At 72.4% G+C, this 15,228-nt stretch carries 15 protein-coding genes; 14 read left to right on the top strand and 1 reads right to left on the bottom strand.

The features are described from left to right. The first annotated feature begins 45 nt into the window (after positions 1-45). The 13 genes from AB0H21_RS16965 (at position 46) to ccsB (ending at position 13,491) form a co-directional block, all read left to right on the top strand. Positions 46-741, top strand: coding sequence for a redox-sensing transcriptional repressor Rex (locus AB0H21_RS16965; RefSeq protein WP_358517144.1), 696 nt, complete (start codon positions 46-48; stop codon positions 739-741). Beyond that, the gene (locus AB0H21_RS16960; protein WP_358517142.1) at positions 738-2,081 is read left to right on the top strand and encodes a glutamyl-tRNA reductase; all 1,344 of its coding nucleotides are present in this window, start codon (positions 738-740) and stop codon (positions 2,079-2,081) included. The genes AB0H21_RS16965 and AB0H21_RS16960 overlap by 4 nt, the downstream gene beginning before the upstream one ends. Further along, complete coding sequence (gene hemC / locus AB0H21_RS16955; RefSeq protein WP_358517140.1) at positions 2,078-3,013, top strand: hydroxymethylbilane synthase; 936 nt, start codon at positions 2,078-2,080, stop codon at positions 3,011-3,013. Before AB0H21_RS16960 ends, hemC begins: the two co-directional genes overlap by 4 nt. Positions 3,014-3,138: 125 nt before the next feature. Beyond that, entirely contained in the window at positions 3,139-4,671 is a 1,533-nt protein-coding gene (locus AB0H21_RS16950) for a bifunctional uroporphyrinogen-III C-methyltransferase/uroporphyrinogen-III synthase (RefSeq protein ID WP_358517311.1), read from the top strand. Positions 4,672-4,747: 76 nt separating this feature from the next. Further along, positions 4,748-5,734, top strand: coding sequence for a porphobilinogen synthase (hemB, locus tag AB0H21_RS16945; RefSeq protein WP_358517138.1), 987 nt, complete (start codon positions 4,748-4,750; stop codon positions 5,732-5,734). A 94-nt stretch (positions 5,735-5,828) separates the two neighbouring features. After that, a complete protein-coding gene (locus AB0H21_RS16940) occupies positions 5,829-6,482 on the top strand; it encodes a bifunctional DNA primase/polymerase (RefSeq protein ID WP_358517136.1) in 654 nt (217 codons plus the stop codon). Between the two features lie 59 nt (positions 6,483-6,541). After that, positions 6,542-7,858 (top strand): glutamate-1-semialdehyde 2,1-aminomutase, encoded by a 1,317-nt coding sequence (gene hemL / locus AB0H21_RS16935; protein WP_358517134.1) that lies wholly within the window; start codon positions 6,542-6,544, stop codon positions 7,856-7,858. 50 nt (positions 7,859-7,908) lie between these two features. After that, a complete protein-coding gene (locus AB0H21_RS16930; protein WP_358517132.1) occupies positions 7,909-8,838 on the top strand; it encodes a LysR family transcriptional regulator in 930 nt (309 codons plus the stop codon). Between the two features lie 13 nt (positions 8,839-8,851). Then, on the top strand, positions 8,852-9,493 hold the full coding sequence (locus AB0H21_RS16925) for a histidine phosphatase family protein (protein WP_358517130.1): 642 nt from the start codon (positions 8,852-8,854) through the stop codon (positions 9,491-9,493). A gap of 113 nt (positions 9,494-9,606) precedes the next feature. Continuing rightward, entirely contained in the window at positions 9,607-10,185 is a 579-nt protein-coding gene (locus tag AB0H21_RS16920) for a TlpA disulfide reductase family protein (RefSeq protein WP_358517128.1), read from the top strand. 45 nt (positions 10,186-10,230) lie between these two features. Next, entirely contained in the window at positions 10,231-10,962 is a 732-nt protein-coding gene (locus AB0H21_RS16915) for a cytochrome c biogenesis protein CcdA (RefSeq protein WP_358517127.1), read from the top strand. Beyond that, positions 10,962-12,545 carry a cytochrome c biogenesis protein ResB gene (locus AB0H21_RS16910; protein WP_358517125.1) on the top strand — a complete coding sequence of 528 codons (1,584 nt, stop codon included), beginning with the start codon at positions 10,962-10,964 and terminating at the stop codon, positions 12,543-12,545. The genes AB0H21_RS16915 and AB0H21_RS16910 overlap by 1 nt, the downstream gene beginning before the upstream one ends. Continuing rightward, on the top strand, positions 12,535-13,491 hold the full coding sequence (gene ccsB / locus AB0H21_RS16905) for a c-type cytochrome biogenesis protein CcsB (protein ID WP_358517123.1): 957 nt from the start codon (positions 12,535-12,537) through the stop codon (positions 13,489-13,491). Before AB0H21_RS16910 ends, ccsB begins: the two co-directional genes overlap by 11 nt. A 173-nt stretch (positions 13,492-13,664) precedes the next feature. On the opposite strand, the gene AB0H21_RS16900 is transcribed toward ccsB, so the two are convergent. After that, on the bottom strand, positions 13,665-13,970 hold the full coding sequence (locus AB0H21_RS16900) for a PLDc N-terminal domain-containing protein (RefSeq protein ID WP_358517121.1): 306 nt from the start codon (positions 13,968-13,970) through the stop codon (positions 13,665-13,667). 192 nt (positions 13,971-14,162) lie between these two features. Between AB0H21_RS16900 and AB0H21_RS16895 the strand changes: the two genes are divergently transcribed. Next, positions 14,163-15,224, top strand: a complete 1,062-nt coding sequence (locus AB0H21_RS16895) for a hypothetical protein (protein WP_358517119.1) — start codon at positions 14,163-14,165, stop codon at positions 15,222-15,224. Positions 15,225-15,228 lie beyond the last annotated feature (4 nt).

Below are 15,228 nucleotides of genomic sequence, written 5' to 3'. Positions count from 1 at the left end.
ACCGGCCGCCCGTCCCCTGGAGTCCCGGCCGAAGTGATCCGCCGCATGTCCCAAGCGCGTGAACGTGGCATCCCCGATGCGACCGTCGCACGGCTGCCCCTCTATCTGCGCGCCCTCAACGGGCTCGCGGAGCGGGGAACCGCGACCGTCAGCTCGGAGGACCTGGCCGTCGCGGCCGGGGTGAACTCCGCGAAGCTCCGCAAAGACCTGTCGCACCTCGGGTCGTACGGCACGCGCGGAGTCGGCTACGACGTCCAGTACCTCATCTATCAGATCTCCCGGGAGCTCGGCCTCACCCAGGACTGGGCCGTCGCCATCGTCGGCGTCGGCAACCTCGGCCGCGCGCTCGCCAACTACGGCGGGTTCGTGTCGCGGGGCTTCCGGGTGGCCGCGCTGTTCGACGCGGACGTGTCCGTCGTGGGGGAGCGCCTGGTCGGCATGGCCGTCGACCACATCGACGAACTCGAGGACGTGATCCGCAAGCGCGGCATCTCGATCGTGGTGATCGCGACGCCTGCGGCGGCCGCCCAGCCGGTGGCCGACCGGGTCATCGCCTCCGGCATCACCAGTATCTTGAACTTCGCCCCCGTTGTGCTCAATGTGCCTGACGGAGTCGATGTCCGCAAAGTTGACCTATCGACCGAACTTCAGATCCTCGCGTTCCATGAGCAGCGCAAGGCGGATCGTGAATCAGGGAGCCCCATCATGGCGGAGAACTTGGCGGAGGCGATGGACGCATGAGTCTTCTGACCGTGGGTCTCAGCCACAGGACGGCGCCCGTGGCCTTGCTCGAACGCGTCGCGGTCACCGGCGACGCCCTCGTGAAGCTGCTGCACGACCTGCGAAGCGATGAGCACGTGTCCGAGGTGATGATCGTCTCCACGTGCAACCGGGTCGAGGTCTACGCCGAGGTCGACCGCTTCCACGGCGGTGTGACGGCGGTCACCGAGATGCTCAGCGCGCACTCGGGCGTCCCCCAGGAGCAGTTGACGCGCCATTTGTACGTCCACTATGAGGACCGCGTGGTCGAGCACTTTTTCACCGTCGTGTGCGGGCTCGACTCGATGGCGCTGGGCGAAGGCCAGATCCTCGGCCAGGTGCGCCAGTCGCTGCGGCTCGCCCAGGAGCAGGGCACCGCGGGCTCCACGCTGAACGATTTGGCCCAGAAGGCGCTGAGGGTGGGCAAGCGCGCCCACACCGAGACGGGCATCGACCGCGTGGGGGCCTCTCTGGTCGGGCTCGGCCTGACGCTGGCCGAGCGGGTGCTCGGGCCGCTCCAGGGCAAGCGGGCGCTGGTGGTGGGCGCCGGGTCCATGAGCGCGCTGTCGGCCGTGACGCTGGGCAGGGCCGGGGTGACCGACATCGTCGTCGCCAACCGCACCTTCGAGCGGGCCGCGCGCCTGGCGCAGAGCGTGGGCGGCCGCGCGGTCGAGCTGGCGGACGTCGAGAGGGAGCTGACCTCGGCCGATGTCGTCATCTCCTGCACGGGAGCGGGTAGCGTTGTCATCGGCACCGAGATGGTGGGGCGGGCGGCGCGGAGCAAGCCGCTATTCCTGCTCGACCTCGCGTTGCCGCACGACGTCGATCCGGGCGTCCGCACGCTGCCCGGCGTCACCCTCGTCGATCTCGAGTCGATGCAGGAGGCCGGGTTCGGTGACGGTCAGGACGGCGGCGCCTCCGACGAGGTCGCCGCGGTCCGCTCGATTGTGTCCGCCGAGGTGTGCGAGTATCTCCGGGCCGAGCGCGCGGCCAAGGTCACGCCGACGGTGATCGCCTTGCGCGCCAAGGCGGCCGACGTCGTCGAGACCGAGATCGGGCGCCTGGTCACCCGGGTTCCCGAGATCGACGGGCGGTTGCGCGGAGAGATCTCCCAGACCATCCGCCGGGTCGTGGACAAGCTGCTCCACGAGCCGACCGTGCGTGTCAAGCGGTTGGCGGCGTCCCCGGCGGGCGATCATTATGCTGAGGCGCTGCGCGAACTGTTCGACCTGAACCCGAAGGTGCCAGAGGCAGTGACGAGAGCCGAGGTGGCCGAGGTGGAGACGGACACGACCGGGCGATCCGGCGAGGAGGACGAATGAGCGAGGGCCTGTTGATGGCGAGCCCGCGCGTCCTCCGGCTGGGCACGCGCCGCAGCCTGATGGCGACCACCCAGTCCCAGCAGGTGGCCGACCGGCTGACCATGCTCACCGGCCGTCCCGTCGAGCTCGTCTGCATCACGACCTTCGGCGATGTCACCAAGGCGCAGCTCGCCCAGCTCGGCGGCACCGGCGTCTTCGTGAGCGCCCTGCGCGACAAGCTCATCGAGGGCGAGATCGACTTCGCGGTCCACTCCCTCAAGGACCTTCCCACCAAGCCCGATCCCCGCGTCGTCGTCGCGGCGATCACGCCCCGCGACGACCCCAGAGACGCCCTGGTCGGCCCGGCCAGGCTCGCCGACCTGCGCCCCGGCGACAAGGTGGGCACGGGCTCCCCGCGCCGCGTCGCCCAGCTCCGCCTCCTGCGCCCGGACCTGGAGTACGTCGCGATCCGCGGCAACGCCGACACCCGCATCGGCAAGGTCGCCTCCGGCGAACTGCGCGCCGTCGTGCTCGCCGCCGCCGGGCTCGGCCGCCTCGGCCGCACCGCCGAGATCTCCGAGCTGTTCGACGTCGCGGACATGCTGCCCGCGCCGGGCCAGGGCGCCCTCGCCGTGGAGTGCCGCGCCGGGGACGACGTCCTGATCGACCTGCTGGCCGTCCTCGACGACGCGCGCACGCGCGCGGCGGTGACCGCCGAGCGCGAGGTGCTCGCCGCGCTGGAGGCCGGGTGCAGCGCGCCCGTAGGTGCGTACGCCTCCGATGACGGGCACATTCTCAACCTGACCGCCGCCGTGGTGGCCTTTGATGGCACGCGGTCGGTGCGCAAGTCCACCGCCGGGGATCCCTCGGCCGCCATGGAGCTCGGCCGCGATCTCGCGACCGCCATGATCGCCGAGGGGGCCGGCACGTTGATGGGGGAGCGGACCCATTGAGCTCCGGAAGCCAGACCAGCAAGACCGCCGAGACGGGCAAGCCTGAGACGCCCGGCACGACGAGCGGCGCGCCCGAGGAGACCGGCCATGACGCCGGGCGGCGGCGCGCCGGTTTCGTCGCGTTCGTGGGGGCGGGCCCCGGCGACGAGAACCTTCTGACCCTGCGTGCCGCCGACCTGCTCGCCCGCGCCGACGTCGTCGTCCTGGACCAGGAGGCGTACGCCCCGCTGCTGCGCCACTGCGCCGAGGACGTGACGGTCGTCGACGTCGCCGGCGAGTCGGGCGCGGTGTCGCTGAAAGCCGTGCAGCACGCCAAGGCCGGGTGTCACGTCGTGCGCCTGTGCGCGGGCGACCCTGGCTTCTTCTCCTCGGTGAGCGAGGAGGTCGCGGCCTGCGCGAAGGCGGACGTCGACTTCGAGATCGTCCCGGGCGTGACGCCCGCGACGGCCGTGCTCACCTACGCGGGCATCGCCCCGGCGGCGTCCGCGTCCGAGTTCCGCATCGTGGACGCCACGCGCGTGGACGACTGGTCGCCGCACGCCGCCTGCGACGGCACGCTGGTGATCTACAACGGCGTCCGGGACGCGGTGGCGATCGGCAAGGCCCTGATCGCGGGCGGCAGCCCCGACACCACGCCCGTGGCCGTGACGCAGAGCGGCACCACGACCGAGCAGTACACCGTGGTCTCCTCGCTCGGCAGGCTCGCCGCCGATCTGAAACACGCCGACATCGCCGAGCCCGCGGTGATCGTCGTCGGGGACGCCGTGACCACCCGCGACCGGTTGTCCTGGTTCGAGAACAAGCCGCTGTTCGGCTGGCGGGTGCTCGTGCCGCGCACCAAGGAGCAGGCGGCCGGGCTGTCCGAGCAGCTCAGGTCGTACGGCGCGGTGCCCGAGGAAGTGCCGACGATCTCCGTCGAGCCGCCGCGCACGCCGCAGCAGATGGATCGCGCGATCAAGGGCCTGGTGACCGGCCGCTACGAGTGGGTGGCGTTCACCTCGGCCAACGCGGTCAAGGCGATCCGCGAGAAGTTCGAAGAGTACGGCCTGGACGCGCGGGCGTTCGCCGGGCTGAAGGTCGCGGCCGTGGGGGAGGCGACGGCACAGGCGCTGATCGCGTTCGGCGTCAAGCCCGACCTCGTGCCCGTGGGCGAGCACTCCTCGGAGGGGCTGCTCGCCGAGTGGCCTCCGTACGACTCGATGCTCGACCCGATCAACCGCGTGCTGCTGCCCCGCGCGGACATCGCCACCGAGACGCTGATCGCCGGGCTGACCGAGCTCGGCTGGGAGTGCGACGACGTGACGGCCTACCGGACGGTCCGCGCGGCCCCGCCGCCCGAGGCGACCCGCGTGGCGATCAAGAGCGGCGGGTTCGACGCGGTGCTGTTCACCTCGTCCAGCACGGTGAGGAACCTCGTCGGCATCGCCGGCAAGCCGCACAACGTGACGGTCATCGCGGTGATCGGGCCGCAGACCGCCAAGACGGCGGAGGAGTTCGGCCTGCGGGTGGACATCATGGCCGACAACCCCTCGGCCGGAGCCTTGGCCGCCGCCCTCGCCGAGTACGGTGCCAAGCAGCGTCAGGCGGCCCTCGCCGCCGGCGACGTCCCCCGACGGCCCTCGCAGACCCGCAGGGGAGCGCGGCGCCGGGCCAGGTGACCCACCACAACCAGTAGAGATCCCCATCGCGACCGGCCGCGCGCGGCCGGTCGCGAGGTCAGGGAGGGGAGACACGATGAACGCGGGCTTTCCGGTCGCGCGGCCCCGCAGGCTGCGCCGTAACACGCCGATCCGCCGCATGGTGGCGGGCACGCGGCTGCACCCGGCCGAGCTGGTGCTGCCGATGTTCGTCAAGGAGGGCGTGAGCGACCCGCAACCGGTCGCGTCCATGCCCGGGGTCGTCCAGCACACCGTCGACTCGCTGCGCAAGGCCGCCGGCGAGGCGGCGGAGGCGGGCGTCGGCGGGCTGATCCTGTTCGGCGTCCCGGCGGCCAAGGACGCCCGGGGCTCGGCGGCCGACGACCCGGACGGCATCCTGCAGAAGGCGCTGGCCGAGCTGAGCGCCGATCTGGGCGACGCCATCGTCGTCATGAGCGACACCTGCCTGGACGAGTACACCGACCACGGGCACTGCGGCATCCTCACCCCCGAGGGGGAGGTCGACAACGACGCGACGCTGGAGCGCTACGCCTCGATCGCCGTGGCGCAGGCCCGCGCCGGGTCACAGGTGATCGCGCCGAGCGGCATGATGGACGGCCAGGTCGGCGCGATCCGCGCGGCCCTGGACGCGGAAGGCTTCGCGCACATCCCGATCCTGGCCTACTCGGCGAAGTACGCCTCGGCGTTCTACGGCCCGTTCCGGGACGCCGCCGAGTGCGCGCCCCAGTTCGGCGACCGCAGCGCCTACCAGCAGGACCCGGCCGGTCCGATCGGCGAGTCGCTGCGCGAGGTGCGCCTGGACCTCCAGGAGGGCGCCGACGCCGTCATGGTCAAGCCCGCGCTGGCCTACCTGGACATCCTGCGCCAGGTCCGCGACGCGGTGGACGTGCCGGTCGCGGCCTACCAGGTGAGCGGGGAGTACGCGATGGTGGAGGCCGCGGCGGCCAACGGCTGGATCGACCGCGACCGCGTCATCATGGAGTCGCTCACCGCGATCAAGCGCGCCGGGGCGGACATGATCCTCACCTACTGGGCTACGGAAGTGGCCAGAAGACTACCCTGACGGGCCATTTTCCGGGGGTTTCCGGGGGTCGGGTCACCTGGTCCGCACGCCATCGGGCATCATCGGGGGAAGGCGAGGGTGGGGGAGGAACACGATGGTGGGTGTGCCGCTGGCGGCCCGCAGGGCCAAAAAGCGAGGCCGTGCCCATGGCAGAGTACAGACGATCACCTCGGTGCTCGAATACGCCGAACTGGGCTGGGCGAGCTGCCTGGGCGCGCATCCGCTGCGCGAGGGAAGGCGCGCCTGTTCGTGCGACCGCGTGGGCTGTCCGGATCCAGGGGCGCATCCCCTGTCCCCGGCCTGGCAGATGATGGCGACCACGGACGCCGCGCTGCTGACCCGATGGTGGGAGCAGAATCCCGAGGCGAACGTGATTCTTCCCACGGGCAGGGTGTTCGACGTGTTCGACGTGCCGGCCTCCGCCGGACATACGGCACTGCTCGCGATGGAGGAATCCGGCTTCGCGACGGGCCCGGTAGCCACGAACGGCGACCGGGCCCTTTTTTATGTCGCCACACGTGGCGCCCCCGAGGACGAGGACGAGTGGTGGTCCTGCCACCTCGACTACGGGCCCGAGACCATCGAGGAGACCCCGGGCCTGCGCTGGCACTGCCGCGACAGCTACGTGCTCGCCCCGCCGTCGTCGCTGGTAGACGGCAGCCAGGCCCGCTGGCTGCGCCCGCCCGACGGCCGTCCCCTGCCCGACCCGCTGCACGTCCTGGACCACCTGGCCGACGCCTGCGAGTGACCGCGCTCGCGCCCGGAGGCGGCCGTCCGGGCGCGCGCCCCGGGCACTAGCCTGGGTCCGTGAGCCGTACGAAGATCTCAGAGGCCCTGTTCGGCCGTTCCCGCGCCGTCGTCCCCGGCGGGGTGAACTCCCCGGTGCGCGCGTTCGGCGCCGTCGGCGGCACCCCGAGGTTCATGGAGTCCGGCGAGGGGCCGTACGTCGTGGACGCCGACGGCAACCGCTACGTCGACCTGGTGTGCTCGTGGGGGCCGATGATCCTCGGCCACCGGCACCCCGCCGTGGTGGAGGCCCTGACGGCCGCGCTGGCGCGGGGCACCTCGTTCGGCACCGCGACCCCGGGCGAGGTCGAGCTGGCCGAGGAGCTCGTGGCGCGGGTGGGCCCGGTCGAGAAGGTCCGCCTGGTCAGCTCCGGCACCGAGGCCACCATGTCGGCGGTGCGGCTGGCGCGCGGCTTCACCGGCCGCTCGCGCGTGGTCAAGTTCGCCGGGTGCTACCACGGGCACGTGGACGCGCTGCTCGCCTCCGCCGGGTCGGGCGTCGTGACCTTCGGGCTGCCCGACACCCCCGGCGTGACCGGCGCGTCCGCCGCCGACACGATCGTCCTTCCGTACAACTCGCCCGAGGCGGTGCGCGAGGCGTTCGCGGCGTACGGCGGCGAGATCGCCTGCGTGATCACCGAGGCGTGCCCGGCCAACATGGGGGTCGTGCCCCCGGCCGCCGGCTTCAACGCGCTGCTGCGCGAGCTGTGCACGGCCTCGGGCGCCCTGCTCATCATGGACGAGGTGCTGACGGGCTTTCGCGTCTCGGCGTCCGGCTGGTACGGCCTGGACCCCGTCGAGGCCGACCTGATGACGTTCGGCAAGGTCATGGGCGGGGGGCTGCCGGCGGCGGCGTTCGGCGGCCGGGCCGAGATCATGGACAGGCTCGCCCCCGAGGGCCCGGTGTACCAGGCGGGCACGCTCTCGGGGAACCCGCTGGCGTGCGCGGCGGGCCTGGCCACGCTGCGTGCCTGCGACGACGAGGTGTACGACCGCGTGGACGCCGCGGCGCTGATCATCGGCCGCGCCGCCTCGGACGCGCTGGCAGCCGCCGGGGTGCCCCACCGCCTCCAGCGCGCGGGCAACCTCTTCTCGATCTTCTTCACGGCCGATCCCGTCACCGACTTCGCGGGCGCCCGCGCGCAGGACACCGGGGCGTTCCGGGCGTTCTTCCACTCCATGCTCGACCAGGGCGTCTACCTGCCGCCGTCGGCGTACGAGGCGTGGTTCCTGTCGGCGGCGCACGACGAGGAGGCGCTGACCCGCGTCGCCGAGGCGCTGCCCGCCGCCGCCAAGGCCGCGGCCGCCGCGTCCCAGGAGGCCGGACAGGGGTCGTGAAGCTTCAGCGCATTCGCGACTTTTGGTCGGCCATCGTTTAGCATCGCTATATGTTGGATCTCCACCGGCTCAAGGCCCTGCACGCGGTCTCGGTGTACGGCTCGGTCGGCGCCGCCGCCGAGGCGCTCATGGTCACCCCCTCGGCGATCTCCCAGCAGCTCGCCAAGCTGGAGCGCGAGACCGGCTCCACGCTGCTGGAGCGCAACGGGCGCGGCGTGAAGCTCACCGACGCCGCGGGGCTGCTCGCCGAGCACGCCGAGCGCATCCTCGCCCTGGTGGAGACCGCCGAGGCCGACTTCGAGGCCCTGCGCGGCACGGTCGTCGGGCGCCTGCAGATCGCCGCGTTCCCGACGGCGGCCCGGGGGGTCATGCCGCACGCGCTGGGCGAGCTCAAGCGGCGCCACCCCGAGCTGGACCTGATGATGTACGAGCGCGAGCCCGAGCGCCAGGTGCGCGAGGTCGCGCGCGGCGAGCTGGACCTGGCCATCGTCCAGGACTGGCAGAACCGGCCGATGGCCGTCCCCGAGGGGCTGTCGCGCGCGCCGCTGTTCGAGGACCCGGCCGACGTCGTCCTCGCCGCCGACCACCCCCTGGCCGGCAGGCCAGAGATCGACCTGGCGGAGCTGACCGGCGAGCGGTGGATCGGCTCGTCCCCGGGCACGTTGTGCCACGACTGGCTCGTGCTGACCCTGCGCCGGGCGTCGCTGGAGCCCGACTTCTCGTGCATCGCCGACGAGTACCCGACGCAGGTCGCGCTGGTCGGGGCCGGTCACGGCTGCGCGCTGATCCCGCGCCTGGGCCGCGGCGGGCTGCCGCCGGACGTCCGGGCCGTGCCGCTGAAGCCGAGGCCCACCCGGCACATCTTCGCGGTGTGGCGGACGGACGCCGCGCGCCGCCCGGCCATCCGCGCGGCCGTCGAGGTGCTGCGCAAGATGACACCCCCGCCCGGCCTCACGGCCGCGGTCGGTCCGGGCCAGTAGGCTGGTGTCCGTCATGACTGAAAGCACCATTGTTCACCTGCTCCGTCATGGAGAGGTGCACAATCCCCAGGGCCTCCTGTACGGACGGCTGCCCGGGTACCACCTCTCCGAGAACGGCCGTTCGATGGCCGAGATGGTGGCCAAGGCGCTCGCCGGCCGCGACGTCACCGCGCTGTACAGCTCGCCGCTGGAGCGTGCCCAGGAGACCTCCGCGCCGCTCGCGCAGACCTTCGGGCTGCCCGTCCAGACCGACGACCGGCTGATCGAGGCCGACAACGTCTTCGAGGGCCTGGTGATCGGCGGCATGTTCCGCACGCCGGGCAACTTCCGCCACATGTGGAACCCCGCGCGTCCCTCGTGGGGCGAGCCGTACACCGAGATCGTCGACCGCATGCGGTCGATCATCAACCAGGCGCGGGCCGGGGCGCGGGGGCACGAGGTCGTGCTGGTCAGCCACCAGCTCCCGATCTGGATCATCCGCCTGGCCGCCGAGGGCCGCAGGTTCTGGCACGACCCGCGCCGCCGCCAGTGCGCGCTGGCCAGCGTGACCAGCCTCACGTTCGAGGGGGACCGGCTGGCGAGCGTCGGGTACAGCGAACCGGCCGGCGCACTCGTCAAACCGCCTAAAATGCTCAAATCGGCCAATCGGCGGTAGTCACCCCACACCTGCACAGGTACCGCCCCGATTTCGGGGGCGCGCGGCGTGCTGGATAGGGTTTGAAGCTCTACCGGTCGTAGTACGTCGTGAGTACAAGGAGACCCTTCTCGGTGTCCGCGAAGCCACGCGCCCTCGTCGCCGTCGTGCTCGCCATGACGGCTCTGGCGGGCTGCGCCGGAACCCAGGGAACCCAGCCGCAGTCCGGTGACACGCGCTACGTCGCCGGCGACGGCACCATGCTCGTCGTCCCCGCCGCGCAGCGCCAGGCGGCCCCGGACGTCCGGGGCGAGACCCTCGAAGGCACGGCCGCCGCCCTGGCAGACCACAAGGGCAAGGTCCTGGTGCTCAACTTCTGGGCCTCGTGGTGCGCGCCCTGCCGCAGCGAGGCGCCCATCCTCAAGGACGTCGCCGCCAAGACCAAGGACCGCGGCGTCGGCTTCCTCGGCGTCGACTTCAAGGACGACAAGGCGCAGGCCGTGGCCTTCCAGCGCACCCAGCAGCCCGGCTACCCGAGCCTGTTCGACCAGCCGGGCAAGGTGGCGCTCGCCTTCCACGGCATGGTGAACCCGGCGGCGATCCCGTCCACTCTGGTGCTCGACCGCCAGGGGCGCGTCGCGGCGCGCGCCCTCGGCGAGGTCAAATACTCCGACCTGCTCGACGTGGTGACCAAGGTCAGCGATGAGAAGTAGGGCCCGCGCCCGCGGCGCCCGCGTCCCGACCGGGCCGGGTGCGCCGTGAGCGATCTCACGACCACGATCGCGGCGGGCTCGCTGCTCGTGGCGCTGCCCATCGCGGTGGCCGCGGGGCTGGTGTCGTTCCTGTCCCCGTGCGTGCTGCCCCTGGTGCCCGGCTACCTGTCGTACGTGACGGGCATGAGCGGCGACCCCCGGCGCGGCCGCATGATCGCGGGCAGCGCCCTGTTCGTGCTGGGCTTCTCGCTGGTGTTCGTGCTCGGAGGCGCCCTGTTCGGCGGTCTCGGCGCGCTGCTGCTCGGCAACGCCGACGTGATCACCCGCGTGCTCGGCGGCCTGACGATCGTGCTCGGCCTGGCGTTCCTCGGCCTGGTGCCCGGCCTGCAGCGGGACGTGCGCATCCACCGCTTCCCAGCGGCGGGCATCGCGGGCGCCCCCCTGCTCGGCGTCGTCTTCGGCCTCGGCTGGACGCCCTGCATCGGCCCGACGCTGTCGGCCGTCCTCACGCTGTCCCTCGACCAGGGCAGCGCGGTCCGCGGGGCCGTACTCGCGTTCGCGTACGCGCTCGGGCTCGGCCTGCCGTTCGTCGTCGCGGCCCTCGCCTACCGCAAGGCCCTCAAGACGTTCACGGCGGTGCGCCGCCACTCCCGGCTCATCACCCGGGTCGGCGGGGCCATGCTGGTCCTGGTCGGCGTGCTGCTCGTGACCGGCCTCTGGGGGCAGATCATCGCGAACATGCAGGGCTGGGTGGGCGGATTCGAGCCGGTGATCTGATGACGCTGACCGAAGACGTCCGCGCCGACCCGGTGCGCCCGGCCGGCCTCGGCCCGGTGGGGTGGCTGCGCTGGGCCTGGCGCCTGCTCACCTCGATGCGCACCGCGCTGATCCTGCTGTTCCTGTTCGCGCTGGCCTCGGTGCCCGGGTCGATCTACCCGCAGCGGTCGATCAGCCCCGACAAGGTCGCGCAGTACTTCAAGGACAGCCCCGGCATGGCCGCCTGGCTGGACCGGCTGTGGCTGTTCGACGTGTTCACCTCGCCGTGGTTCGCCGCGACGTACCTGCTGCTGTTCCTCTCGCTGGCCGGCTGCGTCATCCCGAGGGCCGCCGCCCACTGGCGCGAGCTGCGCCGCAAGCCCCCGGCGGCCCCGCGCAACCTGTCCCGGCTGCCGCAGCACGCGTCCTTCGCCGCGCCCGGCAGGACCGTCGACGACTTCGCCGCGCTGCTGCGCGCCAAGCGCTTCCGCACGGTCACCGGCCCCGGCTGGGTCGCCGCCGAGAAGGGCTACCTGCGCGAGACCGGCAACCTGCTCTTCCACACCGCCCTGCTCGCGCTGCTGGTCGCGGTCGGCGTGGGCTCGCTGTACGGGTACCGGGGGAACGTGCTGCTGGTCGAGGGCAACGGCTTCGCCAACACCGTCGCCGCCTACGACCGGTACATCCCCGGCCAGCGGGTCTCGGCCGAGTCGCTGGAGCCGTTCTCCTTCCACCTGGACGACTTCCAGGCCACCTATGTCGCCGCCGGCGACCGGCGCGGCCAGCCGCTGGACTTCTCGGCCCGGCTGAGGGTCGCCGACCGCCCCGGCGCGCCCGAGCGCCCGTACGACCTGCGGGTGAACGAGCCCCTGGACGTCAACGGCACGCAGACCTACCTGCTCGGCCACGGGTACGCCCCCGCGTTCAAGGTGCTGGACGGCAAGGGGCAGGTCGCCTTCGAGGGCGCGGTGCCGTGCCTGACCGCCGACCAGATGACCTACACCTCCGAGTGCGTGATCAAGGTGCCGGACGCGCAGCCGTCCCAGCTCGGGTTCCTGGTGCGCTTCCTGCCGACCACGGTGCCCGCCGCCGACGGGTCCTGGGTGTCGATCTTCCCGGGCGCGGCCAACCCCACGGCCCAGGTGTTCGCGTTCTCCGGCGACCTCGGGCTGAAGTCCGGGCAGCCGCAGTCGGTGTACCAGCTCGACACCACCGACCTCAAGCCCCTCGTCATGGGGAACAAGACCAAGCCGCTCGCCGTCGGCGACACCCTGCCGCTGCCCGGCGGCGCGGGGTCGATCCAGCTCACCGGCGTCCGCGAGTGGATCAGCCTCCAGATCGCCTACGACCCCGGCCGGGGACCCGCGCTGGTCGCCGCCGCCCTGGCCGTGCTCGGCCTGGTCCTTTCGCTCACCGTCCGCCGCCGCCGGGTCTGGGTCCGGGTCGGCACCGCGGAGAACGGCGAGGAGGTCGAGGTCGGCGGGCTGACGCGCACCGACGGCGGCGCCGCCTTCGCCGACGAGTTCTCCACGATCGTCACGACCCTTCGAGGACGCGAGGCCGCCGAGGCCGATTCGCGTGAAGGAGCGAACCATGCCCACTGAGATGTCCGGGCTCGCCACGCTCAGCGACCAGCTCGTCCTGGCCGCCGTCCTGCTCTACGTGTTCGCCATGATCGGCTACGCGCTGGACCTCGGGTTCGGCCGCGTCCGCGCGGCGGCGGCGACGGTCCCGGCCCGGAAGCTAGTCGCGGTAGGCGCCGGCGGGGCGGCCGAGAGCGCTCCCGAGAGCCCATCCGCGCGGGCCGAGGGGCCCGAGCCGCCCGCCTGGGCCGCGCGCGCCGCCGTCGCGGCCGTGGCGCTGAGCTGGCTCGGCTGGGCCGCCAACCTCGGGGCCATCGTCGCGCGCGGCCTCGCGGTCGGGCGCTGGCCGTGGGGCAACATGTACGAGTTCGTGGTGGCCATCTGCTTCGCCGCCGTCTCGGCGTTCCTGGTGATGCAGATCCGCCAGCCCGTCCGCTTCCTCGGCGCGTTCGTGTCGCTCGCGGCGGCCCTCGGGCTCGGGTTCGCCGTCCGCTACCTGCACGTGCAGGCCGGGCCGGTCGTGCCCGCGCTGAAGTCCTACTGGATCGCCATCCACGTCACGGCGGCGATCCTCGCGGCAGGGCTCTTCATCCTCGCCGGGGTGGCCGGAATCCTGTTTCTGGTCCGTAAAGAAGGCCCCTCGCGGCTGCCCTCGCGCGCCGACCTGGAGCGCGTCGCCCACCAGGCCATCGTGATCGCCTTCCCGATCTGGACGTTCGCCGTGATCGCGGGCGCGCTGTGGGCGGACAAGGCCTGGGGCCGCTACTGGGGCTGGGACCCCAAGGAGGTCTGGTCGTTCATCACCTGGATCGCCTACGCGGCCTACCTGCACGCCAAGGCGACCGCCGGGTGGAAGGGCAAGGCCGCGACGATCGTCCAGCTCGTCGCCTTCGGCTGCCTGATCTTCAACCTGGTGGGAGTGAACATCTTCCTGTCGGGCCTGCACTCGTACGCACAGGTCCCCTAGCTGTACCTATGGCCGCGCCTCCGGCTCGGCGGTTGCGGTTCGGGGCGCTCCTTTAGGCGGCGTTCTTCCGTCGTCACTCGTAAGGGGCTCGCTCCTCACCCCTTCCTCCCTCCAGAACACCGCCGCGCCCCGAACGGCCTATGGCCTCGCTCCGCGCGGCGGGTTCGGGGCGGTCAGTCGTCCTCGCGGTGGAGGCGGCGGTCGAGGTCGCGGAGGAAGTCGGGGTCGTCGTCGGGGCCGCGGGCCACGGGCGGCCGGTGGTCTCCCGGGCGGGCCACACGCCGCTGCACGGCCTGCTCGCTGAGGGGGCGGCCGAGGAGCAGCCACAGCAGGCCGCCGATGTCGGCCAGGAGCACGACGATGAGGACCCACAGCAGCTTCGGCAGGTTCCGCACGTCCTCCTCGGGTGTGGTGATCACATCGAACAGGCAATACAGCCAGAAGGCCAACAACGCCAGGCCAAGAAGCACGCTAGGCATGTCCGCAGCGTAAGCCATTCGCCGGTAGATCGTGTCTCCGGGGGACGGCGCCCCGGGCCGATAAGGGGCTGGGCGCCCTGCTCCACGGGCCCCCGTAGATTTTCGCGGGCCATCTCCGTCGGACATTACCGATGGCTTCCCGCGCGGCCTCGTCGTACGGTGGACCGTGACCACGCTCGCGGACGGGAGAGGTTGCGTGCTGAACTTCGCGCTCGCTCGGGCCCTCTGGCCATCGCGGTGACGGGCCAGCCCGGCGACAGGGGTCGCCACCGCCGCGCGTCGCGCTGGCGGCAGCGCGGGCCGTACGCCTTCCCCTACCGGGGCGAGACCCCGCGTGAGGGGGCGCAGGAGCCCACGGACGCCAGGCGTCCCGACGCCGGCGCCGAGCGCCGTACGGACGGCTCCCGGGAGGGCAGGGGCGACGCCCGCCGCCAGCCGCGCGAGGGCCGCGCCGAGTACCGCGACAGCGGGCGCAGGGCCAACCGCCGCGAGAGCCGGGCCGACTCCTTCTGGGAGGGCGACCAGGGGCGCGTGGACGTCCCCGGCGCGGTCACCGCGCCGGTCGTGGACCGGCCCCAGTACATCTGGCGTGACTTCGAGCTGGACGACGAGCCGCCGCTGGCCCAGCCGAACTCGCCGGACACCCCCGACTACGGGGACGGGCTGAAGCACTGCGGGCCCCTGGAGCAGATCCTCTACCGGCAGTGGGACGCGGCCGAGGGGCCGCCCTCGGCGGACGCGGTCCGCGCCGTCGACAGCCTGTGCCGCCTGCCCGAGCGCCTGAAGGCCCTCCTGGCGGTCGGGCTCGACGGCATCTACATCGGGGCCGGAGGGGTCCCCGATCTGGACGACATGGGCTATCTGCGGGGCGCGCCGCTGCCCTCGGGCAAGGCGACCTGGGACGTCTGCGCCGGCGCGTACGGCGACCGCAAGATCGTGGTGGGGGACCGGCCGTCGCCGACGCCCGACGTGATGATGCACGAGACGGGCCACGCCCTGGACGACATCGACGCGGCGCCGGGCGAATGGGTGTCCGATTCCCCGGAGTTCATGGCCCTTTATAACCAGTGCGCGCCGCTATTCGCCTCGACGTTCCACCGGCAGCCGGGCGGTCTCGGCCGCAAGGAGTTCTTCGCCGACGCCTTCGCGGCGATCGCCTCGCGGCAGCGTCCCGCGCTGGTGGACATGCTGAACGGAGACACGCGGGCCGCGCTGGATGTCATGCTGTTCTTCAACCGGCGCTACGGAATCTAGGTGA

Origin of the sequence: Sphaerisporangium sp. NPDC051011, assembly GCF_040653595.1 — a bacterium.
GTDB lineage: Bacteria > Actinomycetota > Actinomycetes > Streptosporangiales > Streptosporangiaceae > Sphaerisporangium.
The sequence above is the reverse complement of the archived record's forward strand: the minus strand, read 5'-3'. Positions and strand labels throughout refer to the sequence as shown.

Bases quoted from the DNA above. Each gene is read 5' to 3' on its own strand.
- AB0H21_RS16960 (WP_358517142.1), top strand. From the start codon at position 738: ATGAGTCTTCTGACCGTGGGTCTCAGCCACAGGACGGCGCCCGTGGCC.
- AB0H21_RS16930 (WP_358517132.1), top strand. From the start codon at position 7,909: ATGTTGGATCTCCACCGGCTCAAGGCCCTGCACGCGGTCTCGGTGTAC.
- hemC (WP_358517140.1), top strand. From the start codon at position 2,078: ATGAGCGAGGGCCTGTTGATGGCGAGCCCGCGCGTCCTCCGGCTGGGC.
- AB0H21_RS16965 (WP_358517144.1), top strand. From the start codon at position 46: ATGTCCCAAGCGCGTGAACGTGGCATCCCCGATGCGACCGTCGCACGG.
- ccsB (WP_358517123.1), top strand. From the start codon at position 12,535: ATGCCCACTGAGATGTCCGGGCTCGCCACGCTCAGCGACCAGCTCGTC.
- AB0H21_RS16925 (WP_358517130.1), top strand. From the start codon at position 8,852: ATGACTGAAAGCACCATTGTTCACCTGCTCCGTCATGGAGAGGTGCAC.
- hemB (WP_358517138.1), top strand. From the start codon at position 4,748: ATGAACGCGGGCTTTCCGGTCGCGCGGCCCCGCAGGCTGCGCCGTAAC.
- AB0H21_RS16940 (WP_358517136.1), top strand. From the start codon at position 5,829: ATGGTGGGTGTGCCGCTGGCGGCCCGCAGGGCCAAAAAGCGAGGCCGT.
- AB0H21_RS16900 (WP_358517121.1), bottom strand. From the start codon at position 13,970: ATGCCTAGCGTGCTTCTTGGCCTGGCGTTGTTGGCCTTCTGGCTGTAT.
- AB0H21_RS16910 (WP_358517125.1), top strand. From the start codon at position 10,962: ATGACGCTGACCGAAGACGTCCGCGCCGACCCGGTGCGCCCGGCCGGC.